Consider the following 25,892-nt stretch of genomic DNA (forward strand, 5'->3'; position numbering starts at 1 on the left):
ATGGATCAAAATTAAACTAAAGAATAGAAAATAGCGACCCTAGCCACCATAATGCCATGCCACCGACAACAATAAGCCCTGCCCACCAGAGGTTTGCCCATGAGTGGATAGCTCTTTCTGGAGAGTTCCTCCCTCCCATAGACTCAAGGTCTAGAAGCATTTCTATATTATGATCGGAAAATTCTTTGAAGATTTTCATGACGTAGGGATGTTCCTGAAGAATATTTTCTCCGTCCAACCCTAAATACGCAGCGTACTTCTTAATGAATCCTTGTGCATAAATAGGGGAAATGAGCTTTCCCAAATATCCCTGTTCTATAGCCTCTAAGCAAGAGTAACGTATTGAAGTCGCGGCTTCCACATCCCTTAATGACAGAGATCGCGATTCGCGACATGTGCGAAAGACTTCACCCAAATGTAGAAGTTCTTTATGTATATGTTGTTTCATAGGATAGCTTTGCCCTCTTTAATCTAATTCTTTCAAAGACGAATACAGCTCCGACTTTTCCAATAAGACTCTCCTCCTGCTCTTCTGACAACATAGCAAGAAAAATACTATACTACATTGCATTCCGGGTATTTATAAAAATATATAGAATGCTCTTTAATTTGTACTTGGAAATCGTCCTTCTTATACAGTATAAATGATAGGAAAATCTAGGGCTAAACACTCCTACAAGCTGAGTTCTTACTTAAGAATAGCAATACTGCAAGGATTAGCCTGGAATTGATAGGCTATTTTTTATGTCGACACCCTTTGTTACTACCTTAACGCTTTCCTCTCAGGTTCTTCTAAAAGAAAAACTCGAAGAAAAAGGTTTTAACTTTTCTCAACCACAAAACACTGTATTCCAAGCTCGCTCTTCTTTAGTGACTTGTACTCTATACACCTCAGGGAAACTTGTTGTTCAAGGTAAAGGCTCTCAAGAATTTATTGAGTTCTTCTTAGAGCCAGAGATTCTGTATACCTTTACTCATAACCTTATAGAAAAAGATCTTCGCCCACGTATAGGCGTCGACGAATCGGGGAAAGGAGATTTTTTCGGACCCTTATGCATTGCGGGAGTTTATGGCGTCAATGTTGAGAATTTACAAAAGCTCTATAATACTAAAGTACAAGATTCCAAAACGTTACGCGACACCACAATCCTTTCATTAGCTAAAACAATACGTTCCTTTTGTACTTATGATGTCATCACTCTCTATCCAGAAAAATATAATGAACTCTATACGAAGTTTCAAAACCTCAATGCTCTTTTAGCTTGGGGTCACGCCACAGTTATCGACAATCTTGCTCCACGACCTGCAGGTGAAGTCTTTGCTATCTCAGATCAATTTGCTGCTTCAGAATACACTCTTCTACAAGCATTAAAGAAAAAAAATACAGACATTACGCTAATACAAAAAACTCATGCTGAACAAGACGTTGTCGTTGCTGCTGCTTCAATCTTAGCGCGGGAAGCTTTTATTACTACAATAGCTAAACTTGAAAGTTTCTATAAAGTTCTACTCCCTAAAGGAGCGGGCTCTCGAGTGCACGCTGTGGGAAAAGCAATTTTACGAGAACATGGTCGTGACATCCTTACTAAGTTATGCAAAACCCATTTCAAGACCTTTTCAGAAATCAGCATAAAAATTTAAAGTTATAGCGGATGTTTTTCTTAGTACATAAGAGCCTCTAGAGAAACTTTCAAAAAGGAAAATTGTTAGATAGTAATCCCTAAATTCACTATACTTTGTTTTTTCTTGCACAAAGCAACAAGGATGCAAAGTTCTTTACTTAGAGAGTTCTGTATCCTCCACAAAGTTGGAGAATCTACACGATGTTCAAACTCCTATTCCATATAGTTACTTTTGTGGGCCATATATTCTCCTCTCCGGTTTTTATTTTTCAAGACATCTGTGGCATAGATCAAGAAACGTGTGAAAATCCCCCTCCACGTCCTTTTTCTTGTCAGGCACAATACCTAAAAATTCATGATGCGAAATTTAAAAAGTTCCCTGAGCAAACTTTAGGATACTGCCAACATGACGCTACATTCTTATGTACTCTTCCCATAACAACGCAGTCGGGTTTTTTATTCTCCACAGGATACATAGGAGCTGCTATCCACTGGAAAAGTTCTCATCCTGTAGTGCCCCTGGGTCCCGAACTTGTAGGAGTATCTATCTTTGAGGATGCGTCTTACTATAACTATATCTTGCTTTCCTTAGGAGCCTATACCTTATCCATGAAGAACTGGCAGTGGTCTATCATGTGCTCCGGTCTCTTCGATCCTAAAAATATCGAAGCAAGCTATGGTCTTTATCAAGCTGTCCTTTCTGGAAAATACCAAGCTACAGGCAAGCTTTCTCTTGTTTTTGGTGTGATCAACGAAACTGGATTACATCAAGAAAAAGCGTGGCCTCTTGCAGGGGCAAGTTACAGAGCCACTGATAAGCTCACAGTAAATTGCATTTACCCTATAAATTTTTCTATTGATTATCACGCCACTTCAGTCTGTCAGTTGGGGGCTGCGTACCGTTTAACAAGATTTCGTAAAAAACTTCACAAAAATGAATCGATCTACTCTCAAGGCATCTTTGAATACCAAGGTCGTGAAATTGAAGGGAATGTGAAGCTCACCCCTTGGTCGGGAAGCTTCATTAAAGGCTTTTATGGCTGGTCTTTGGGGAAAGATATTTCCATTGCTAATGACCACAATAAAAATAAACTTATCTATCCTTTCAAATCTTCAGCATTTTTTGGTGGTTCAGCGAAGATAACATTCTAAGTGTCCTGCTTTCTTCTCAAAGCTTTTTTCCTATCTTTTTGTTCTTAGTCTAAGGGCAAAGCCCAAGCTTACTAGATATTTCCATTGTTCAAAAACACTAGACTACTTACACTGTAAGCTCTTTACTTAAAATCATCTATCTTAGGCAGATATGAGTTTATGTAGTATTTTCAACCAAGGTGCTAATCTGTATCTTGACTGTATCATGCCGGAACGCATTTTAGCCCACAAAGCTCAACACTACGCTGCACATTGGCCTAAAGTGGCATTAGCTGCTGAGATTATTTCTACCGTGGCTTTAGGACCCTTGAAGATCCTTACTATACCCTTAGCCTCTGCCTTTGCCCTTACTTCTTTACCGATCCGGGCTATTTGGATAGGAATCAAAACAAAAAGCTTCCTGAAAACATTGCCCTATCTCATTGCATGGTTGCTTAGCCTACTTGTCCTTGCGCTATTTATTACTACAATCTTCAGTATGATCTTCATTCCTCCTGAAGTTGTATTCCTTACTTTGGGTATTCTTATTGCAGTAGGTACGAGTGCTACGCTATTTCAGGTACACAAAAATCTATTTCCTTTACCTAAGGAACCTGAGGAAAAGGTCCATCCATGGCCTGTGGTTGCTTCTGATCACGTTCCTTTGACTTCTGAAGAAGAACTTGTTGGATGATAGGAATTTGCGGAAAAAATGTCAAGAAAAATTTATATTGCTTTACTTATGTTAAGATCTTACTTAAACTTCCAGCAAAAAGCGCTAAAAAATAATTATAGAGAACAAAAAGATAAAACTAATCTGAATAAATAATGGCAACATGTTATAATCAATCTCTATTCATTATAAACAATAATTAACAGTTCATTAAGCTTTTAGGAGAACTTAAACAACTGTTACCATCTCTACCTGTAGTTGGTGATATGAGTCAATATCCTATCAATCCTTTGTATTCCCCCCAGAGAGCCGCCTCTGTTCCTTCTGAGCAACCTAAGACCGAGGGAATAACACAACACTTAAAAACCTCATCGGCAAGCCGATGGAATTCCTTTTTAACGGCTCCTGATCGTTATCCCAAGTTAAAGTATGTCTATGATATTTGCCTGATTGCTATTGCGATTATCTCCATTATTTCTATCCTCATTGCCACACAAGGAAATGGATTACTACTCTATGCCCTTATTCCTGGGTTCATTATGGGAGCGTTAGGCGTTACTCTCCTCGTCTCTGACATAGCCTCTACACCAAAAGCAAAAAAGATCGCTGACATTATCACGGCACTTCTCCTCCCTATTATCGTCCTGGGAATTGCTGCTGTTCTTATAGCCTCTGCATATTTCAGTGCTGGAGGCACGGCATTAGTATTTGCCAACCCCCAATTCATCATGGGGTTCCTAACTATAGGCCTGTTCTTTTTAACTTTAAATAAGATCACTTTAAACTATTTTCGTATGGAAATGTTGCGAAAAATTCAGAAAAAAATGGAGTCCTCCGCGGAACCCATCCTTGCCACTCCAAAGCTTAAAGATAAGAAAAAAATCGACGAAGAGAAGAAAAAAGACTATGCTAGCACTGCTCACCGCCAACAGCAGAATCGAATAGCAAGGCGGCATGCAAGAAAGAAGAATGTGAAACACCAGACACAAGCACTCATCCATCACGGTCCTAAAACAGATCGAGATAATGCAGTGATAATACAACCACCAAGCTCCGATTCCGATACAGACACTACAGAAACCAAAATCATAAGATCAGGGGATTCCCCCCAGACAAACAGACATAATTTCTCGTCAAGGCGACATTCCGATCCATCTTCTTCTTCAAACTTTTATCCCCTAGACAGTTCCCCCAGCACTCACCCCGGGAACTTTCCTACCACAACTCCTTTCCTCTCTCAACCATTCGAAAGAACGGGTTTTCAAAAAAGAATTCGTGTGACTCCTTCCTCAAGGACCTCCTCATCCACAAAAGACTCACACCAACAAAAGCAACAACAAGAAGATAACGACACTTCTGAGGACGACACTAATCCTTTTAGTGAAAAAAATCCGAAAAAAGAACAGGAAAAGAAGAGAAACCCTTCCCCCAAACCATATAACCCAAAGTTGAATCCCTTTCATGAAGATATAAAAAGTGATGAAGATTAAGTGAATTCTGGATTCCTAAAAGCAAAATCTTTTGTTATGACTTTTTCTCATCCCTACTAAGTTCGTTAAGCAAAAGTTCATTGACTCTTTTAGGAGGAGCTTTTCCTTCTGTATGTTTCATAATCTGTCCAACTAAGAAGCCTAAGGCTTTTGTTTTTCCATTTTTGTAGTCTGAGACAGACTCTGGATACATGCCGACGACTTCAATGATAATTGTACGTAAGGCACTTTCATCCGTCATAGGAAGAAGGCTAGGATTTTCTTCCAAAATGTTCCTCGGATTTTTTCCTGGAAACTCCATCATGATGTCGGCGATATCTTTGGCGATCTTTCCTGTTATTGTTCCGTTGTCAATAGCATTCACAAGTTCAGCAACACCTTCGGGTAGAATCCCTGAGAAAGCCAACTTTAACCCTCGGAGTTTGCACCGCCCTCCGAATTCTCCTGTCACCCAGTTGGATAATGCTCTATAATTTTTGCAATGAAGACAACTAGCTTCGAAAAATTCTGCTGTATGTTTATCGCTGATAAGAATTTGCGCGATGTCTTCGGCAAGACCGTATGTTTCTAAATAACGCTGATATTTATCATAGGGAAGCTCAGGAAGTGTCTTACCTACCTCCTCAATATAGGCCTCTGTAAGCTGAAGAATAGGAAGATCTGGTTCGGCAAAATATTTGTAATCTTCCGTACGTTCTTTAAGACGCATGAGTACCGTTTTTTTCTTTTCCGGATCCCAGCGATATGTAGCTCCAGGAACAACAGTACGGGGATCTTTATTTGGCTGTGCTTGATACTCATCGATTTGGCGACGTTTCTCTGACTCTAGAGCTTGTGCCATAAAAGCAAAAGAATTCATGTTTTTGATCTCTACTTTATTCCGAAGTTCTAGGGATCCTTTAGGGCGGACAGAGATATTCACGTCAAAGCGAACGGAGCCTTCTTCCATATTACAATCAGAAATTCCCAAGTAATCGAGTAGGGAGACGAGTGCTGTGACATAGGCAACAGCATCATCAGTACAAAACATACAAGGTTTCGAGACAATTTCTATGAGAGGTACTCCGGCACGGTTGTAGTCTACACCGGCGAATTCTCCAAAATGCTTTAACATGCCTGCGTCATCTTCCAGGTGTGTTTGTGCTAGTTCGAAATAACGTTCTTCACCATGGATGAGAGCTTTTACCCGACCCCCACGCACGATAGGATGGTCAAACTGGGTAATTTGGAAATTTCTAGGGCTATCGGGATAAAAATAAGATTTCCTATCAAAACGACTGAGCAAGGAGATTTCCCCTTCGATAGCACAGCCAAAAAGTACAGCTTTCCTCACAGCAGCTTTGTTCAATACAGGTAGAGAGCCAGGCAAGCCTGTACATACAGGAGAAATATTGGTATTAGGTTCATCTCCAAACCGATTTAGAGCAGAACTGAATAACTTCGATGTTGTATTCAACTCAACATGGACTTCAAGTCCAATAACGGCTTCCCAATCTGCATAGGTAGTATCCATTATTTATTCCCTTTGTCGAGAGGTTGGGCAAATTTTTCAGCACAGAGGTTTTTTATTTTCGCATGTTCTTGAAAACTGTAACCTACCTGGCATATGCGCTGATCTTTGCCTTGTGGGCCGATGAGTTGGAATCCTAAAGGAAGTCCTTCCTTAGAGAAACCTGAGGGAACAGCAATGGCAGGAAGATACGCAAGATTCATACCCACAGTATAGATATCTTGCAAATACAACGAAACTGGATCTAAGATCTCATCATACTTAAACGCAGGACTAGAACAGACAGGCATTGCGATGACGTCACATCTTTCAAAGGCAATAGCAAATGTTTGTGTAATTTTTGCTCGTATTGCTGTAGCTTTTTTATAATATACATTTTGCCTATCTGCAGAGAGAACATAGTTTCCCAACAAAATTCTACGTATGACTTCCTTTCCAAAACCTTCATGACGTGATAACTCATATACCTCACGCACCGTATGCGCGTCCGTCGAACGCAAGCCATAGCGGATGCCATCAAACCTCGCAAGATTCGTCGCTGCTTCTGCAGAAGCGATGACATAATATATGGCAACTCCATGTTTCACAATGTCTAAGTCTACGTCTATGATGTGACTTCCCTGACGTTCTAAAATCGCCAGTGAGGAGAAGAAATTTTCTTTTACATCGTCACACAGGCCTTCTAAAAATCCTCGGCATATACCGATAAGTTTTGGCACCTCAAGAGATAAGCTCTCTGTAAAAGAGCTTGTGAAGAACTTCCGTGAGGTAGCATCTTTACTATCTTTGCCAGCACAGACGTCCATGATGAGAGCTATGTCTTCAACTATAGTAGCTATAGGACCGATCTGATCTAATGAGGAGCCAAAAGCTACGAGTCCGTAGCGGGATACAGCCCCATAAGAAGGTTTAAATCCTACCACACCACAAAAAGCGGCGGGCTGGCGGATAGAGCCTCCGGTGTCTGAACCTAAGGTTATGGGGCAAAACCTTGCAGCTACGGCAGCTGCAGAGCCCCCGGAAGACCCCCCGGGGACTCGAGATACATCCCACGGATTGTGTGTAGGATGAAATGCAGAATAGCGCGTTGTCGATCCCATGGCAAACTCATCCATGTTGAGTTTTCCCAAAATAATTCCATCTGCAGCTTCGATTTTTTCTACGACAGTGGCGTTAAAGGGAGCCTGATAATTTTCTAACATACGCGATGCACATGTAGTACATAAACCTTCTACATGAATGTTATCCTTAATTCCTACAGGCACACCTGCGAGTTTTCCTAAGTTCTCCCCACGTGTGCGCTTGGCATCGATAGCTGCGGCTTTTTCTAATGCCCGCTCTTCACACAAAGAAAGGAAAGCGCCTATTTCTTCTTCCCCTTGTTGGATCCTATTTAAAAAATATTGTGTAATTTCCGTTGCTGTCAGCTCACCAGAAACTACAGCATGTGTTAAGTCTAAAGCGCTATTTTGATACATTGATTCCTTTAATCCTGACCTACTTAATCACTGTAGGAACTTTCACTAGCCCACCTAAAGATTCGGGAACGTTACGTAAAAATTCTTCACGAGAGAAATTGTCTTTAGCAATATCGTCCCGCAAATCTTCAGGGTTAATAGTATAAACAGAAAAAGATTCCGCAGGGGTATCTAGGATATCGAGAGCGAGAGCTTTTTCCATAGAAGCAATCACCTCATTTAATGAGATTTCATATTCCCGAATCATCTCCTCACTCAACTGTATTGCTGAGCTTTTAGCTAAGATTGCGATTTCTTCCTTATCCACATAGGATCGTTTCATAAAATATCATCCTAAATTGTGGTTTCTAAGACTACAAAAGCAATCTTTTGTGCGGTCCAAAAACTTCCTGCCCAACATAACCCTTTGTATGCAAAAAGTCAATGCTCCCCGAAAATTTTGAGAAAGAAGTCTTTTGAAAAAAAGTTTATTAAATTACAAAAAAGATTAAAGATGAAATTCAATACACATCACTTAGGAGAAAAGCAATGCTAGGCAAATTTGTTCGGGGATTATCCTCACTTATCCTTGTTCTTTCTGCATTGAATGTAGGAATTCTAGGCATCACCCATCAAAAAGTCAACCTGATTGCCAAGTTGTGCGGAGGCGCTGCCACTTCAGCTACGCAACTTGCTTATATTGTCATTGGAATCGCAGGAATCATTTGCTTGTTTAGCTTTTTCCGTGGTTGCTGTATCAAAAAGTCCTCGTGTTCAAAGGGTGACAGTTGTTCCACAGGCAGCTGTTCTACCCACCACCCCACAAGGAATGAGTAAAATTTCTAACCCTCAAGTTCCTTGAGGGTTAGCTGCTTTTCATTATTAAGTTATCCTTTATACACAGTGTCCTTAACCAGAAAGTTTTTTCATGTATAACCCTATATAACCCTAACCAGTGCTGAGAACTAAATGAAGACTCTCTTATGCTATGCATTTATATATGCAGCTCCAATGTTTTTCATGCCGTGTGTCATCGCAACAGACAAGATAACAAATTTAACATCATCTGATAGCTTCGACGGTTCTTCAAGTGTTAGTGGAGGGAAAAGTGAGGACAAAGCCTTTACTGCGAAACAAACTTCAGAGGCCTCGGGAACGACTTACCACCTCAATGATAATGTTACGATCCAAAATGTCTCTTCCATAACTCCTAGCGGCAAAAGTTGTTTTGACAATAGTATGGGAAGTTTGACTTTTATAGGAGGAGCACGTTATTTTATCTTTCAAGCTCTAAACTTATCTTCCCCTCCTGAGGGCGCAGCGATTAAAAATACAAACACAGCTCTTTCTTTCTCTAATTTCTCTGCTCTCGTATTTAAAAATGCCTCTGGGCGCAAGTCCAAAGCACAAGGTGCTGTTTTTGTAACAAACACAGCAGGTGGCAAAGTTACATTTACTACAAATGCAGATATAATTTTTGATAGCAATCACTCAACAAAAGAAGGCGGAGCCGTATCTGCTCATACTATTGATTTAACCAAAACAAGTCGCATAAGCCTCCTCAAAAATTCAAGTAACCAAAATGGCGGAGCACTAGCTGCAGCGGACAAGATAAACTTCCAAAATGTTGTGAGAATAATATTTGATTCAAATACTGCGAAAGAAAAAGGAGGGGCCCTTTACAGCAAATCTGGAGAGATAACTTTCACTTCCAATATACTTAATAATAATACGGTTGGTAATGAGTATACTACAACAATTAAGGCAAATAAGGCAAAAACCGGAGGCGCTTTGTATGTGGAGGAAAACTGCTCAATTACTAAAAGTGGTCCAATCCAATTTGCTAAAAATAAAGCTACAAGCACGACAACAACCCCTACAGATCATGAAGGCTGTGGCGGGGCTATTTGCTGTTTTATCCCTACTACAAAATTAACTTCAAAAACAGGCCTCACAATCTCAGACAATCAACGGCTTAGCTTCGACGGCAATACGGCTACAGAGAATGGGGGTGGAATCTATGCAACAAAGGGTGTTCTATCAAAGAGTCCATTCACAGAGTTTATAGGCAATACTGCAAAAAGAGGAGGCGCTTTGTATGCAGAAAACGACTTCTCAATAACCAATAACGTCCTGTTCTTCTTTGGTAGCAATCAAGCTAAAGTCACGTCAACATCTCCTACAGATCATGAAGGTTGTGGAGGCGCGATTTATAACATTACCACGGATCCAGCCTCAACAGGCCTTACAATCACAGAAAATAGAACCCTTAACTTCACTGGCAATGTAGCTATGGCCAGTGGAGGTGCAATTTATGCAACACAATGTACTTTGTCAAATCATGCATCTTTAACATTTTTCACAAATTTGTCTACAGAAAAGGGAGGTGCGATCTGCACAACAAAGGGCACCCTATCAAACAATCCCTACGTGGAATTTATGTTCAATAATGCAAAAAGAGGCGGTGCTTTGTATGCAGAAAACACCCTCTCAATTACCAATAGTGAGTACATTTTCTTGAAGGGCAATCAAGCTAAAATCACGTCAGCATCTCCTACAGATCATGAAGGCTGTGGAGGCGGGATTCATAACATTCCCACGGATCCAGCCTCAACAGGCCTTACAATGACAGGACATACAATCCTCAACTTCACCAATAATAATGCTTTCTTCAGAGGGGGCGCAATTTATGCAACAAAATGCACTCTTTCAGATAACGCATCTTTGACATTTTTCCAAAATTCTTCTGCAGAAAGTGGCGGTGCAATTTATGCGAAAATTCTTCACCTGACTTCAGGAGGTCCGACTCTTTTTACCAAAAACCAAATAGGTACAGGAGGAGTTATTGAAATTTCTGCCGACGGAGAATTAGAACTGGTAGCTGCTAAGGGAGATATTACTTTTCTAGATAATGAGACAGGCAAAGTAATTGGAATTCCGAAGACCTATATAAAAATGGGACATGCGAATAGCATACATTTAGGAACGGGTGCTAAGATCTCAAAGCTGGATGCTCGAAAAGGGTATTCTATCTATTTCTATGACCCCATTACGACTGAGCCTCCTAAGAGTGGTGCCGTAGTAGAACCCCTAAAAATCAATGCTCTTAAAGTGACTCCTTCTACTATCTCGTCTGGGGAGAAACCTACCCCAGCAGCTCTAAAAATGAGTATTTCCAAGGAGACTTCTTCTGGAACTCTAGTATTTTCGGGGGAAAAACTTACTCCTAAAGAAGCTGCCCTACCTGTGAATACAACAAGCACAATTCACCAAGATATTAGTTTTGAATCTGGAAATTTAGTGTTGAAAAGTGACGCAGTTTTAGCGGTACGTTCCTTTATACAACAACCCGATTCTATGCTTTTTATGGATACAGGAACAAGCTTGGAAACTACCACAAAAAGTAATGCAAAGGGTGACATTACCGTAACAAATCTATCTGTAAACCTTAAATCCTTAAGTGACAAGAAACTAGCAAAAATCGCTGTAAAAAGTCCCAACGGAAAATTAAAGCTTTCCGGAGATTTAATCCTCTACAGTCATAGATACGATTATTATGAAAATCCCATCTTAAATAAAGACCTATGTGTGCCACTTCTAGAGCTCTCCGCACTTTCAGGAGATGTAAATACAAGAAACTTCAATTCCCTCATACCTGAAGAGCTAAATACTACAACTTATGGATATCAAGGAACATGGAGCCTAATCTCCAAAAAACTCCCAGATAGCACGATGACACTCTCCTTGCTTTGGAAAGCTACCGGATACAAACCTACTCTCGAACGCCGTGCTTCTCTAGTGCCAAACAGTTTATGGACTGCAGCGATCGACCTTCATTCTATTCAAGATGCCTTGACTACACACATGCACAACGTCAGTGCATATCAAAATTTATGGGTTATAGGCATCTCCAATTTCTTCCATAAGAATAGGACTGCAAGCAATGCAGGTTTCCGTCATATCTCTGGAGGCTACATTATCGGAGGCAGTATGCTCACCCCTTCCGATACTGCCTTCGCTATCGCGATAGGACAGCTCTTCGGTAAAGCCAAGGATTATGTCGTCTCTAACATCAAATCCCGAATTTATACAGGCTCCTTATATGGACAACATCAAGGAAGTTTGCGACTCCATTCTTCACTACGTCGCTATGCCCCATCAAAAATTCTCCTTAAAATCCCTGAAGAACTCCCCCTCGTCTTAAACGCTCAAGTCACTTATGCAAGAAATCGCAACAACATGACGACAAAATATACCGTACCACCTCCAGGGATCTCTAGCTGGAACAACCAGGGCTTTGCCGCAGAACTCGGAAGTTTCCTTCCCATAGACATTAAAGATTCTTACTTCACGAGCTCTACTCCGTTCTTGAAACTACAATTGGTTTATGCAAACCAAAAGAGCTGCGAAGAAAAAGCAACAACCGCAAGAGGATTTTCCAGCAGCCATCTCGTTAATCTCTCCATGCCCCTAGGAGCTACCTTCACCCAACGCTCACCATCATCACGCCATGCGATCCAGGGTACGTTAAGCTACATTCTAGACATTTATCGTATCCAACCTCAGTGCTTAACCTCTTTACTTATCTCGGGGGTTTCTTGGATGACATGGGCAACGAATCTTGAGCGACACGCAGGTAAAATACAGATAGCCTCACACCACAGCCCCCTCCCCAACTTTAACTTTTCCATGCAGGGAAGTTTTGAAATCCGCGCCTCCTCAAGAAATTACAATGCCAATTGCAATGGAAATTATTCCTTTTAATACCTTTTTCTCAAAATTTTATTTAAGAATATCTCGATTCGCAATTCGTATCGCAATTGCAGACAAAAAGCTTATCTTATCAGAATCTTTTATGTAAAAAACCAAAGATTCTAGAAAATTTTGAGAAAGAAGTCTTTTGAAAAAAAGTTTATTAAATTACAAAAAAGATTAAAGATGAAATTCAATACACATCACTTAGGAGAAAAGCAATGCTAGGCAAATTTGTTCGGGGATTATCCTCACTTATCCTTGTTCTTTCTGCATTGAATGTAGGAATTCTAGGCATCACCCATCAAAAAGTCAACCTGATTGCCAAGTTGTGCGGAGGCACTGCCACTCCAGCTACGCAACTTGCTTATATTGTCATTGGAATCGCAGGAATCATTTACTTGTTCAGCTTCTTCCGCAATTGCTGTGCCAAGAAGTCCTCGTGTTCAAAGGGCAGCAGCTGTTCCACAGGCAGCTGTTCTACCCACCACCCCACAGGGAATGAGTAAAATTTCCAACCCTCAAGTTCCTTGAGGGTTAGCTGCTTTTCATTATTAAGTTATCCTTTATAGATGCAATACTTTTAGCTAAAAAGCTTTGAATCTTTAAGTATAACCTTAACCAGGACTCAGAACTAAATGAAGATGCACTTATATTATGCATTCACGCATGCAACTTTAATATTTTTCATGCCGTGTGGTCGGGCAGCAGCCGCGGCAATAAATTTAGGATCATCTGATAGCTTCGACGGTTCTTCAAGTAGTAGTAGCGGGGTTAGTAAAGGTGGATTTACTTCAAAACAAACTTCAGATGCCTCAGGGACAACTTATACATTCACTAGTGATGTTATAATCCAAAATGTCTCTTCCATAATTCCTGAAGGCAAAAGTTGTTTTGACAATAGTGCAGGAAGTCTGACCTTTATAGGAGGAGGACACAGTCTTACCTTTCAAACTCTACACTCCCCTCCCTTCCAAGCAGCAGTGATCAAAAATACAAACACAGCTCTTTCTTTCTCTAATTTCTCTTCTCTTACAGTTAAAAATACCACTAGAATCTACGATAGTATCTACAGCATTCCCGATGACGAGAGCACTGATTTTGTAACAAATTATGAGAGTGCTGTTTTTGTAACAAATACAACAGGTGGCGATGTTACATTCACTCAATGTAATTTAGAATTTACAAATAACGTTTCAAAACAGTCGGGGGGATGTATATCGGCTCACACCATTACAGTCACCGAGTGTGGTGTGACATTTGAAAACAGCCGAAGCGAACAAAATGGCGGAACACTAGCTGCAATAGGAAACATAGTTTTCAAAAATAACAAGAAAATAGATTTTAAGGTTGGTATGGCAGAAGAACATGGAGGAATTCTTTATAGTAAATCTGGAGAAATAGCTTTGATATCCGAGGGCCATAATAATGCTGAGTTTTATTTTCATGACGGTGGGGCAAAAGCTGGAGGTGCTTGGTATGCAGAAAACAACTGTTCTATTATCAATACGAATCTGACCCACTTCCATCTTAATCAAACTATAACTTCATCAATAGGATCTCTTCCAAATCATGAGGGCTGTGGTGGAGCCATTTGCTGTTATATTGCCCCCACGGATTTGGATTTAAAAACAGGTCTCACAATCTCAAAAAATCGAAAAATTGATTTCGATAGCAATGGAGGAATAAACGGGGGCGCAATCTATGCAACAAAATGTAACTTATCAGAGAACACAACTCTAATGTGTCGTAACAATGTGGCATCTAGAGGCGGGGGTTTGTATGTAGAAAATGACTGCTCAATTAACAATAACGTTTCTTTCCTTCTTTTCAAAAATTTCGTTAGGAAAAACTTACCATTCTTTATAGATCAGGAAGGCTGTGGAGGTGCGATTTATAACATTACCACGGATTCGGCCACAACTTCAGGCCTCACAATCTCAGGAAATCAAGCCGTCGTCATCGCTAAGAGTGAAGCTGTTATAAATGGGGGTGCAATTTATGCAACAAAATGTACTCTTTCAGATAATAAATTTTTGTACTGTCAAGGAAACTCAGCATCTTTAGGAGGCGCAATTTATGCTAAAATTCTTCATCTAATTTCGGGAGGTCCGCATATCTTTTTCAGCAATACAGGGGGAGCTATTGAAATCACTTCCGACGGAGAATTAGAATTGGTCGCCGCTAAGGGGGATATTATCTTTCTCGGCAATGGAACGGGAGTTCCTGTTTCTATTTCCGAAGAACAAGCATCCGAGATACTTACCTTAGCTACCGCGGATCCAAACAACCCCTTTCCTAAATCGATGGGTGGAGATATAAAAGGTTGGGAAGCTTGGATAGATAAAGAGTCAAAAAAGAATCTCGATCCTTCAAGTTTATATTTATTCAGTGGCATACATTTAGGAACGGGTGCTAAGATCTCAAAGCTGGATGCTCGAAAAGGGTATTCTATCTATTTCTATGATCCCCTTACGACTGAGCCTCCTAAGAGTGGTGCCGTAGTAGAACCCCTAAAAATCAATGCTCTTAAAGTGACTCCTTCTATTATCTCGTCTGGGGAGAAACCTACTCCAGAAGCTCTAAAAATGAGTATTTCCAAGGAGATTTCTTCTGGAACTCTAGTATTTTCTGGAGAAAAACTTACTCCTAAAGAAGCTGCCCGACCCGAAAATAGAACAAGCACAATTCACCAAAATATTAGCCTTGAATCTGGAAATTTAGTGCTACAAGGTGACGCAGTCTTAGCAGTACATTCCTTTACACAACAACCTGACTCCATGCTTTTTATGGACACGGGAACAAGCTTAGAAACTACCTCAAAAAGTAACGCAGAGGGTAGCATTACCATAACAAATCTATCTGTAGACCTTAAATCCTTAAATGACAAGAAGCTAGCGAAAATTGCTGTAAAAAGTCCCAACGGAAAATTAAAGCTTTCCGGAACCCTAACACTCTACAGCAACAGCGCCGATTATTACGAAAATCTCATCTTAGGTAAAGACCTAAGTCTACCACTTCTAGAGCTCTCCGCATTTTCAGGAGATATAAACACGAAGAACTTCGATCCTATACCTAAAGGAACAGATGTTTCAACTTATGGACATCAAGGAACATGGAGCCTAGTCTCCAATACAAAGCCGAATGGTACGATGACATTTTCCTTAATTTGGAAAGTCACCGGATACAAACCGGCTCCCGAACGCCACACGTCTCTAGTGCCAAACAGCTTATGGAGTGTAGCCATCGACCTCTATTCTATCCACGATGTCTTGACTACACATATGCACAACATCCCCTCAAATCGAAACCTATGGATCGTGGGCATCTCCAATTTCTTCCATAAGGATAAGACCACCACAAATACAGGTTTCCGTCATATCTCTGGAGGCTACATCATTGGAGGCAGTAGGCTCACCCCCTCCGACACTGCCTTCGCTATCGCTATAGGACAGCTCTCCAGAACAGCCAAGGATTCTGTCATCTCTAATATTAAATCCCGAATTTATACAGGCTCCTTGTGTGGACAGCACCAAGAAAGTTTACGACTCCATTCTTCACTACGTCGCTATGCCCTATCAAAAATTTCCCTTAAAATTCCTGAAGAACTCCCCCTCGTCTTAAACACTCAAGTCACTTATACAAGAAATCATAACGACATGACAACAAAATACGCCAAGCTCCCTCCAGGGACTTCTAGCTGGAACAACCAGGGCTTTGCCGCAGAACTCGGAAGTTCCCTCCCTCTAGACTTTAAAAGTCCTTACTTCACAAGCTCTACCCCCTTCCTAAAATTGCAACTGGTCTATGCAAACCAAAAGAGCTTCGAAGAAAAAACAACAACCGCAAGAGGATTCACCAGCAGCCACCTCGTCAATCTCTCCATACCCTTAGGGGTTACCTTCACCCAACACTCAACATCGTCATACCAGGCAATCCAGGCTACGTTAAGCTACATCCTAGACGTTTATCGTATCCAACCTAAGTGTTTAACTTCTTTCCCCACCTCAGGAGTCTCTTGGATGACATGGGCGACGAATCTCGAGCGACATGCAGGTAAAATACAGATAGCCTCACACCATAGCCCCCTCCCCAACTTTAACTTTTCCATGCAGGGAAGCTTTGAAAGCCGTGCCTCCTCAAGAAATTACAATGCCAATTGCGTCGGAAGTTATTCCTTTTAATATCCTCTCCTCAACCCACAGGATAAGGAAATCCCCTTCCCTAACTCTTCCACAACATTTACGAAATCAGCGTTTTGTATTTTCCTTGATTTCTTTGTTTTTTTACAGTATCTACTGAAATCATTTCTTTGTTTCAAAAAGTATTTACAATGAAACTCTCCATTTTCTGGTTACTTCCTTTTGTCTTATTCTTGTCCCCTCGCGACTTCTCACTAACTGCTGCAGAAGCAACATTAGACAGCAGTGATGGCTATGAAGGAACTGATGGAACAACATTTATCCCCAAAAGCACAAATGATTCTGCAGGAACCCGCTATTCCCTGCTCAAGGATGTCTCGATTAACCACGCGGGATCTACAACCACACCTTTAACTACGAGTTGCTTTAAAGAAGAAGGTGGCGACCTTGCCTTTATAGGAAACGGCTACTCGCTATTTTTCAACACAATTAACGCCGGTGCTCAACCTGGCACAGCAATCAGCACGACAACTGCGGACAAAAATCTTACCTTATCCGGATTCCACACTCTTTATTTCTTCTCTAGCCCCGCATCCACAGTGACTACGGGCCAAGGCACAATCAAGTGCAGTGGAAACGTAACTTTTGAGAATAACACCCGGATTACATGTACACAAAACTTCTCAACAGAAGATGGGGGCGTAATCTCTACAAAAAACTTTTCGTTATTAGAGACCTCAGGATCTGCAGTTTTCATACAAAACCAAGCGACAGCAGCAAAGAAAGGCGGTGCCATCTATGCTAGTGGAACTATAAACATAGCAGACAACACAGGATCTATTTTCTTTATTAAGAATACTTCTGGAGACGCCGGAGGAGGATTATCTAGCGTAGGCAACTGTTCTATAAAAAACAATACCTATGTGATGTTCGATGGGAATAGCGCACTAGGAACCGCAGCAAGTGGGGGTGCGATCTCTTGTCATAGTACAACAGGAACTCCTCCTGAAGTCACTCTTATTGGAAATAGTGCTTTAACTTTCGTAGGCAATTCAGCAGTTGTGCAGGGTGGGGCAATCTATACCACTAAACTGATTCTCTCTTCTGGAGGTCCGACTCTCTTCTGGAGGAATACGGTGGGCAATACTACAGCAGGGAAGGGAGGAGCTATTGCTATTCCTAATAATGGGGAATTGCATCTATCCGCAGATAATGGAGATATCATCTTCGGAAACAATACAACGACAACAAGTGGTGTATCTACAAGAAATGCCATAGATCTAGGAGATACAGCTAAAGTCATCAAGCTACGTGCCAGTGTTGATCATTCGATCTTTTTTTACGACCCTATAACTCATACAGGCACTTCAGCAGTCACCGAGGCTCTTGCTTTAAACTCTTCGGATGCAAGTAGTGATACTATTTATTCTGGCTCTATAATCTTTTCTGGAGAGAAGCTCTCCCCTACGGAAATCACAAATACTGCCAACCTCATATCTAAGATAAAGCAAGAAACTACACTCACTAGAGGAAGCCTAGTTCTCAAACAAGGAGTCACTGTTCAATTTAAAGGGTTGACACAAAGCCAAGATTCGATGATCTTTCTGGATGCTGGAACAACACTAGAAGCTCTAGAGGAAAGCCTCTCGCTTACAAACTTAGCCATCAACTTAAATTCGTTAAAGAACAAGAGTATCGTTACTTTAAAAGCGCCGACAACGAATAAAACCATTACCCTGTTAGGTCTTATTCAATTAGTTGATAACAATGGGAATTTTTATGAAAGTCACGCGTTAAAAAGCAGGCAGGACTACCCTCTTCTGACGCTTTCTACACCAGGAACGAGTACGGTAGCTGCGGTCCCTCTTCTTCTTCCTCAGGAGCCTACGTCACACTATGGCTATCAAGGAAATTGGACTTTGGTGTGGTCAGACGCTGCACACGCGAAGATGGGCCACATTACTTGGACAAGAACGGGTTATGTCCCCAATCCTGAGAGGCTTGCTCCCCTAGTTCCCAACAGCTTATGGGGAAACTTTGTAGACATACGCTCCCTCCATCAACTTATGGAAACTCGAGCTTCGGGAATTCCTTACCGTCGAGGAATGTGGGTTTCAGGAATGGCAAATTTCTTTCATAAAGATCGATCCGGGAAACACCGCGGCTTCCGTCACATAGGAGGGGGTTATGTTCTAGGTGTTACGGCAACCACGGCCTCCGAAGATGTTTTAAGCGCTGCCTTCTGTCAATTCTTTGATAGAGATCAAGACCATTTAATTACTAAAAATCACTCTGACGTTTACGGTGCTTCACTCTATTTTCAACATACCGATCTGTTATATAACCTAGCCCAATTCCTATGGGGAAAGGCAGCTCAATCTCCCCCTGTACTTACAGCAATATCCCAGGATACGGAGATATTTTTTAATATGCAAATCAGTTACCTTCATGCTGACAACCATATGAAAACCCGTTATACGGCTTATCCTCTTGTTAAAGCGGCCTGGAAAAACGAATGCCTTGGTATTGAGTTTGGAACGAGCTTACCTTCTTCAGTAGTCTCCTCATTCTTTTTTAAAGCCTACGCTCCTTTTATTAAAATACAAGGGACCTATGCCCACCAGGAAGATTTCCAAGAACGTGGTAGTGAAGGACGTGCTTTAGGAAGCAGCCGTCTTATTAATATTGCCATCCCTATAGGTATTAAACTAGAAAAAGACTCTCATACAGAACCAGGCACCTATGATCTCACTTTGATGTATGTTATCGATGCTTACCGACAACATCCGCATTGTTCAACTTATCTTTTATCCAGCGATGTACAATGGACGACAGAGGCCACGCATCTTGCAAGACAGGCTCTCATTGTACGCGCAGCAAACCATTATCAGTGGAATCCTTACATGGAGATGTGTGGACAATTTGCGTTTGAATTGCGCAGTTCTTCGCGCAGTTACAACGTAGGTCTTGGCACCAAATTCCGCTTCTAATTCTATTTATATTTTTGAGTGGAAATTGCTTATTAAAGACCCACTTTCCACTCTATACAAAATCTTAATCACCCTTGTATTAATAAGCATGAAACCTTACGTCAAGTATGTTCTACAACATCTTCGTTTCACAAATGCTTAATTTCTTCGATATACTTTACTCTTCATTCCAGAATATAACACAGAAGAATCTCTTTCTTTTATCACTAGTCTTGTTGGATTCGACGATGAACCTGAAATCCTCAAATCACTCCCGATACCTTTAAACCCTAGACTCCCTCTCGCAATAACCTAGCGAGGCAAGCTTCCTTTATCCATGTAAGCAATTATTCTTTGTTCCAAGAAAAGGTAGAATTCTCAAGCCAAGTTGCTCTTAACATCTGCAGTTCCTTCTACATCTCTAATCTTTAATACTTCCATTTCTATTGCTTTCTTTATTTTATTAATGTAATTCGTAAAATAATTTGTTAAACTGTCTGTAGTATCCTCAGATGAAGTTCTCATTTTATTGGTTGCTAATTACTTCTTCTTTAGTACTTCCTTTATCCTGCAGTTTTTCCACGGTAGGGGATGCGGTAGAAAGTACATTAAGATCTAATAAAAACTTTCAAAGTCCTGGTACTTTTACCTCTAGGTCTACGAGCAATGTTGATGACACTATCTACAACCTAACAAACGACGCTACAATAAACAATGCGAAGATTTCTACAACTTTCAATGTAAGTTGCATTAAAAAGATTGACATTTCCAAATTTGAACTCAGTTCTATACAGATTATTGAACCTCACTTTGGATATCCAAGTATCTGGGCTAACAATCGTAAAGAACCTAGAAAAGCCGTTGTTCCTACCTGGGAAAAAACGGGGTACATTCCCCACCTTGAGAACCAAACTTCTTTAGTTCCTAACATGCTTTGGGGAGCCTTCATCGACATCCGCTCCTTGCAACAACTAGTTCAAACTAGTGTGCGAGGAGAAAATACAAGGCAAAATCTCTGGGGTGCTGGTCTCTCCAATTTCTTTCATAGAGATCATACTAAAGAAAATCGTGGATTTCGCCATGTCAACGCAGGTTATGCTGTAGGTATAACAACATCTACGTTTTCTGAAAATATTGTTAGCTTAACTTTTTGCCAACTTTTTGGAAAAGATAAAGACCACTTCATCACCAAAAATGACTCTCAGGTCTACGCAGGTTCTTTCCTTTTTCAGCACATAGGACATCTTTATTGTCCGGTTTGGTTTCTTTTTAGCAACTATTCCGCAAAAGACCCGATTCTACCTTTCATTTTCAATACCCAATTGAGCTACAGCTATACAAGCAATAATATGAAAATAGATTACTTCGAGGCTCCTCAAAGTAAAAGCACCTGGAGTCATGATTGTTTTGCTTTAGAATTTACTGGTATGGTACCTACCCCACTCTTTGATGATATCTACTTTCTTAAGAAATACACTCCTTTTCTCAAGGTAGAGGTTATCTATGCCCATCAAGAAAAATTCAAAGAGCGTGGGAACAACACACCAAGAGTTTTCGAAAGCAGCAATCTTATCAACGTTGCTCTCCCCCTAGGAATTACCTTCGAAGGACAATCAAGGAATAACAAAGCTTCATACGACACTACAGTTATGTATATTCCGGATATTTACCGTAAAAACCCTGACTGCACAACTTCTTTTCGTATAAAAGGTACATCTTGGGAAACTTTAGGGACGAATCTTTCCAGGCGAGCTGCTGTAATTCGCATCGGCCAAGGTTATGCCTTCACACCAAACACGGCTATGTTTAGTAAATTTACTGTTGAACTGCGTGGATCATCACAAAGCTATACTGTTAACCTTGGAAGTAAATTATTCTTCTAAGTTTAGAGTTTATCTTAAAATATCATCCAAAGTGTGAAAAAACTTGCCTGAAGGAAAACACAGTTTTAAACTAGCTTCCAATCAATTCAAACAGAAAACTTTAAGATTTTTCTTGTTTTTTTTTACTTTATTTGTTTATAGGCTTGACTAACCTTTACTATAAACAAAGTCCCATATGAAATCTTACCTTCCTTGGATATTTATTTCTTCAGTGATTGTCTCTTCGCATAGTTTCTCTTCTCTAGCTACAGTGGTAGAAGAAAGCCTTGGCCCTACCCATAGCTTTAACCAAGAAACTAACTCCACAACATTCAGCCCTAAAAACACATCCACCGGTGTTATTTATACTTTGACGGGGGATGTATATTTTATGAACCTAGGAAAAACAACACCCCTAACCAATGGATGTTTATCCGATTCTGCAGAAGGTCTCACCTTTATAGGAAATGGTTACTCCCTTCTCTTTAGTAACATCGCGTCTTCTGCAACAGGTGCGGCAATTAGTGTTTCAACAGCAGACAAAAACATTGCTGTATCAGGCTTTTCAAAGATTTCTTTCCTCCAAAGTCCTTCAACAATAGGCTCTTCTCCTAGTGGAAAAGGAGCGACTAAATGTGGTGGCAATCTTACATTTAAAAATAATGTGGATATCGTATTTTTTCAGAATTTCTCCTCAGAAGATGGTGGAGCGATTAATACCAAAAAACTGTCTTTAACAGGGAGTCAAGGTTCTATAACGTTTGCTGAAAATAAAGCAACTACAGCAAAGAAAGGCGGAGCGATTCATGCTTCAGAAACTATAGATATTTCTTCTAATTCCGGGTCTCTTATTTTTAAAGGTAATACTTCTGAGGAAGGTGGAGCGATAGCAAGTACAGGAATTTCTTCTCTTAAAGACAACCAACACATTTTGTTTTCTAATAACAATGTGACAGGGACTACAGGGAAAGGTGGGGCAATTTCTTGTGGGGATACTTCAGACTTGGTCTGTACGGGCAATGGGACTGTTGTCTTTATGAATAACTCTGCTATTGTAAGTGGCGGTGCAGTGCATGCTAAGAAAGTTCTGCTCTCTTCTGGGGGGGGGGGGGGGTCCTCTTTGTTAACAACACTGTTTCCAATACAACCGCGGGTAAAGGCGGAGCAATTGCTATAGCTGCAAGTGGAGAGTGTAGTCTTTCTGCTACAAGTGGCAACATTACTTTTGACAGCAATACGATTGTCGCTACTTCTGCAACGCCTTCAATAACTAGAAACGCAATTAATTTAGGTAGTAACGCGAAGTTTACAGCGTTACGAGCAGCACCAGGAAATACAGTTTTCTTTTATGATCCCATTACTGGTGAGGGCACTTCAGCCGATGTATTAAGTATCAACGCTGCGGATACAGATAGTTCTATAACCTATAGTGGTTCTATAGTATTTTCTGGAGAGAAGCTTTCTAAAGAAGAAGCTAAAATTGCTGGGAATTTAGCGTCAACATTCAAACAACCTGTGACGTTAGCTGCGGGAAGTTTGTTTCTTAAGGATGGAGTGACGTTTACTGCAAATACGTTTACACAGACTGCAGGTTCTGCTCTTGTCATGGATGTGGGCACAACGTTAGCCGCTGATACCGAAGGAGTTACCCTTAATCACTTAGCAATCAATTTAGCGTCTATGGAAGGTACGAAGGTAGCTTTAGTAAAAGCTTCTGCAGCAGATAAAAATGTTACAGTATCGGGTCCTATTCATTTTCTAGATAGTGATGGCTACTATTATGAAAACCATAGCTTATCCAAGTCTCAGGAATTTTCTTTTCTTGAGTTTTCCGCTTTGGGAACCGTCACCCTCACGAATGTTCCTGCGGTTCCTGTGGAGAGTCATCCTCAGCACTTTGGCTACCAAGGGACTTGGGCGTTGACATGGGTTCCGGACACGACAAGTTCTCCTAAAACGAATAAGGCTACAGCAACTTGGACGAAGACGGGCTACATTCCTAATCCTGAGAGGCGGGGACCTTTAGTTCCCAATAGTCTATGGGGTGCGTTTGTCGATATTCGCGGTTTACAGGCTATGTTAGAAAGAAGTGCCAATACTCTTTACCAACAGCGAGGATTCTGGGTAGCAGGATTAGCAAACTTTTTACATAAGGATAAAACAGAAACGCGCCGTGGATACCGTCACACGAGTGCAGGTTATGTCTTAGGAGCAGGCACACAAACAGCGAGTGAGGATGTGTTTCAAGTTGCTTTTTGCCAGCTTTTTGGTAGGGATCAGGATCATTTAGTGGCTAAAAACCGTGCCGATATGTATTCCGGTGCCGTGTACTACCAACATACAGGAGTTACGAAAGATTTTTCTCGATTTTTTTCCCAGGACGCGGGGTTAGAAACGCATCCTTTAGTTTTGGAAGCACAACTTGCGTATGGCCATACGAGCAATGAGATGAAGACACGGTATACGCGGTATTCTGAAGTACAGGGAAACTGGGGCAATGATATGCTTAGTGTGGAGCTTGGGGGTAGAGTGTTGTACTCCCCCAAGTCTGTGTCATGGTTAGACAGTTATGCGCCGTATGTGAAGTTACAAGTGGTGTATGCACATCAAGAAGATTTTGAAGAACAAGGTCGGGAAGGGCGTGTCTTTACTAACAGCAATTTATTTAATGTTGCTGTGCCTTTAGGATTACGCATGGAGAAATTTTTAGAGAATGAGGAGGGCTCTTTTGACGTTACGGTGGCGTATGTTCCCGATGTAATTCGCAGCAATCCAGATAGTACAACTTCATTAGTGATTAGTGGGGTTTCGTGGAAGACTTTGAGTGCAGATTTGTCAAGACAAGCGGTGGTATTCCGTGGAGGAAGCCATTATGCTTTAGGTTCTGAGTTGGAAGTGTTTGGGCAATGTGCTTTTGAGTTGCGAGGTTCCTCGCGGAGCTACACTATTGATTTGGGTGGGAAACTGCACTTTTAAAGATAGTGGAAGTTTGTAGAGTTTAAGGGAACTTCGATTCAAGTTTTTATCCATAAGATGTGTTTTGCAGAGCAGGAATTTTTTTGGTTTTGTTATTGTATTTTTGTACGACCAAGATTAACCTTGCCATTAAAAATGTGATAAAAATTTTTGATATGAAGTTTTCTTTTTTTATTTCTCTGCTGTTTTCAATCTACCTCTATTCTTTACGTGCTGCACATGCTGCTACTGAGCTGCCTCTAGGTTTCAGTGATAGCTTTGATGGAAATGCACATAAGGAAGCTTTTGTTCCGAAAACGACGACTGGAGGAGCTACCTATACTCTTACGGGAAACGTCGAATTTTTTAATTTGGGGCAAAGCACATCCCTGTCTAGTTCATGTTTTAGCGATAGCACCGGAGACTTAACATTTATTGGTAGGGGCTATGATCTTTCCTTTCGTTCTATAGATGCAGGGGCTAATGTGACTGCGGTTTCTGTTTCTGGGGCGACACAGACGCTGCAGTTTTCAGGATTTTCTTTGCTTTCTTTTATTTTGTCTCCTTCAGTGCGTGTGACTACAGCACGGGGGGCTGTGAAATCTACACATGCTTTAGTATTTCAAGACAATAAAGACTTAGTGTTTGTGCAAAATTTTTCTATCGAGGATGGGGGCGCTGTAAACACAAAGACATTGACGTTGACTGGGACGCAAGGACAGGTGTTATTTCTTCAAAACCAGGCCACTACGGGAAAGAAAGGTGGGGCTTTGTATACTTCCGATGCTGCTACCCTAACAGGAAATACAGGAACACTCACCTTCACTGCCAATACTGCTGGAAGTGATGGAGGTGCCTTATCTGTTGCTAAAAATTGTACGATTACAAACAACACTTCTGTAGTTTTCTCTGCCAATAGCGTTGCCTCAGGGCACGGTGGAGCTTTATGTTGTGATACCGAACCTCTAATGCTTTCTGGGAATGGCACAGTAAAGTTTGAAGAGAATGTTGCGACAGAAAAAGGCGGAGCGATTTATGCAAAACAATTGACGCTTTCTTCTGGAGGTCCTGGGGGCATCTTCTTCGTAAATAATAAGGTGGTAGGAACAACGCCATTAGGAGGGGGCATTGCGATTGCTCCTCAAGGGACAGTATCGCTTTCTGCCGACGCTGGAGACATTACTTTTGTAGGCAACACTACGGCAACAACGGGAAGCAGTGCGATAACGAAGCGTAGCGCCTTAGATTTAGGGTCTACAGCGAAGTTCACGGCGTTGCGAGCAGCTCTCAAGGCCAATCGATTTTCTTTTACGATCCCCTTATAGCAAA

The 25,892-nt window shown here is 41.0% G+C and carries 17 protein-coding genes; 13 read left to right on the forward strand and 4 right to left on the reverse strand.

The window, feature by feature from the left end:
- Positions 1-16: 16 nt before the first annotated feature.
- Positions 17-448: a helix-turn-helix domain-containing protein gene (locus tag Cs308_RS00240; protein ID WP_066481227.1), complete on the reverse strand. Its 432-nt coding sequence runs from the start codon at positions 446-448 to the stop codon at positions 17-19.
- A 296-nt stretch (positions 449-744) separates the two neighbouring features.
- Between Cs308_RS00240 and rnhC the strand changes: the two genes are divergently transcribed.
- The 4 genes from rnhC to Cs308_RS00260 all read left to right on the forward strand — a co-directional run bounded on the left by rnhC (position 745) and on the right by Cs308_RS00260 (position 4,916).
- On the forward strand, positions 745-1,641 hold the full coding sequence (rnhC, locus tag Cs308_RS00245; protein ID WP_066481229.1) for a ribonuclease HIII: 897 nt from the start codon (positions 745-747) through the stop codon (positions 1,639-1,641).
- Positions 1,642-1,823: 182 nt separating this feature from the next.
- Positions 1,824-2,774, forward strand: coding sequence for a hypothetical protein (locus Cs308_RS00250; RefSeq protein WP_066481233.1), 951 nt, complete (start codon positions 1,824-1,826; stop codon positions 2,772-2,774).
- Positions 2,775-2,925: 151 nt separating this feature from the next.
- Positions 2,926-3,447 (forward strand): DUF5422 family protein, encoded by a 522-nt coding sequence (locus tag Cs308_RS00255; RefSeq protein ID WP_066481235.1) that lies wholly within the window; start codon positions 2,926-2,928, stop codon positions 3,445-3,447.
- A gap of 245 nt (positions 3,448-3,692) precedes the next feature.
- Positions 3,693-4,916, forward strand: coding sequence for an IncV family inclusion membrane protein (locus Cs308_RS00260; protein WP_066481237.1), 1,224 nt, complete (start codon positions 3,693-3,695; stop codon positions 4,914-4,916).
- A 34-nt stretch (positions 4,917-4,950) separates the two neighbouring features.
- Here Cs308_RS00260 and gatB read toward each other — a convergent pair whose 3' ends face one another.
- The 3 genes from gatB to Cs308_RS00275 are packed head-to-tail and all read right to left on the reverse strand — an operon-like array spanning position 4,951 to position 8,226.
- Positions 4,951-6,429, reverse strand: a complete 1,479-nt coding sequence (gene gatB / locus Cs308_RS00265) for an Asp-tRNA(Asn)/Glu-tRNA(Gln) amidotransferase subunit GatB (RefSeq protein WP_066481240.1) — start codon at positions 6,427-6,429, stop codon at positions 4,951-4,953.
- Positions 6,429-7,904, reverse strand: coding sequence for an Asp-tRNA(Asn)/Glu-tRNA(Gln) amidotransferase subunit GatA (gatA, locus tag Cs308_RS00270; RefSeq protein WP_066481242.1), 1,476 nt, complete (start codon positions 7,902-7,904; stop codon positions 6,429-6,431). Before gatA ends, gatB begins: the two co-directional genes overlap by 1 nt.
- 19 nt (positions 7,905-7,923) lie before the next feature.
- Entirely contained in the window at positions 7,924-8,226 is a 303-nt protein-coding gene (locus Cs308_RS00275; RefSeq protein WP_066481245.1) for an Asp-tRNA(Asn)/Glu-tRNA(Gln) amidotransferase subunit GatC, read from the reverse strand.
- 206 nt (positions 8,227-8,432) lie between these two features.
- Between Cs308_RS00275 and Cs308_RS00285 the strand changes: the two genes are divergently transcribed.
- The 9 genes from Cs308_RS00285 (at position 8,433) to Cs308_RS04925 (ending at position 25,888) form a co-directional block, all read left to right on the forward strand.
- On the forward strand, positions 8,433-8,720 hold the full coding sequence (locus Cs308_RS00285; protein WP_066481251.1) for a DUF378 domain-containing protein: 288 nt from the start codon (positions 8,433-8,435) through the stop codon (positions 8,718-8,720).
- Positions 8,721-8,903: 183 nt separating this feature from the next.
- Positions 8,904-12,647, forward strand: coding sequence for a polymorphic outer membrane protein middle domain-containing protein (locus tag Cs308_RS00290; protein ID WP_197481288.1), 3,744 nt, complete (start codon positions 8,904-8,906; stop codon positions 12,645-12,647).
- A gap of 209 nt (positions 12,648-12,856) precedes the next feature.
- A complete protein-coding gene (locus Cs308_RS00295) occupies positions 12,857-13,144 on the forward strand; it encodes a DUF378 domain-containing protein (protein ID WP_066481254.1) in 288 nt (95 codons plus the stop codon).
- Positions 13,145-13,324: 180 nt separating this feature from the next.
- A complete protein-coding gene (locus tag Cs308_RS00300) occupies positions 13,325-16,819 on the forward strand; it encodes a polymorphic outer membrane protein middle domain-containing protein (RefSeq protein WP_197481290.1) in 3,495 nt (1,164 codons plus the stop codon).
- A gap of 149 nt (positions 16,820-16,968) precedes the next feature.
- Complete coding sequence (locus tag Cs308_RS00305; RefSeq protein WP_066481256.1) at positions 16,969-19,767, forward strand: polymorphic outer membrane protein middle domain-containing protein; 2,799 nt, start codon at positions 16,969-16,971, stop codon at positions 19,765-19,767.
- 491 nt (positions 19,768-20,258) lie between these two features.
- Positions 20,259-21,629: an autotransporter outer membrane beta-barrel domain-containing protein gene (locus Cs308_RS00310; protein ID WP_066481258.1), complete on the forward strand. Its 1,371-nt coding sequence runs from the start codon at positions 20,259-20,261 to the stop codon at positions 21,627-21,629.
- Between the two features lie 175 nt (positions 21,630-21,804).
- Positions 21,805-22,785, forward strand: a complete 981-nt coding sequence (locus Cs308_RS05080) for a hypothetical protein (protein ID WP_231881966.1) — start codon at positions 21,805-21,807, stop codon at positions 22,783-22,785.
- A gap of 338 nt (positions 22,786-23,123) precedes the next feature.
- Positions 23,124-24,584 carry a polymorphic outer membrane protein middle domain-containing protein gene (locus Cs308_RS05085; RefSeq protein ID WP_231881967.1) on the forward strand — a complete coding sequence of 487 codons (1,461 nt, stop codon included), beginning with the start codon at positions 23,124-23,126 and terminating at the stop codon, positions 24,582-24,584.
- Between the two features lie 155 nt (positions 24,585-24,739).
- Positions 24,740-25,888 carry a Pmp family polymorphic membrane protein autotransporter adhesin gene (locus tag Cs308_RS04925; protein ID WP_156506718.1) on the forward strand — a complete coding sequence of 383 codons (1,149 nt, stop codon included), beginning with the start codon at positions 24,740-24,742 and terminating at the stop codon, positions 25,886-25,888.
- The last annotated feature ends 4 nt before the right edge of the window (positions 25,889-25,892 follow it).

The organism is Candidatus Chlamydia sanziniae, from assembly GCF_001653975.1.
Taxonomy (GTDB): domain Bacteria; phylum Chlamydiota; class Chlamydiia; order Chlamydiales; family Chlamydiaceae; genus Chlamydia; species Chlamydia sanziniae.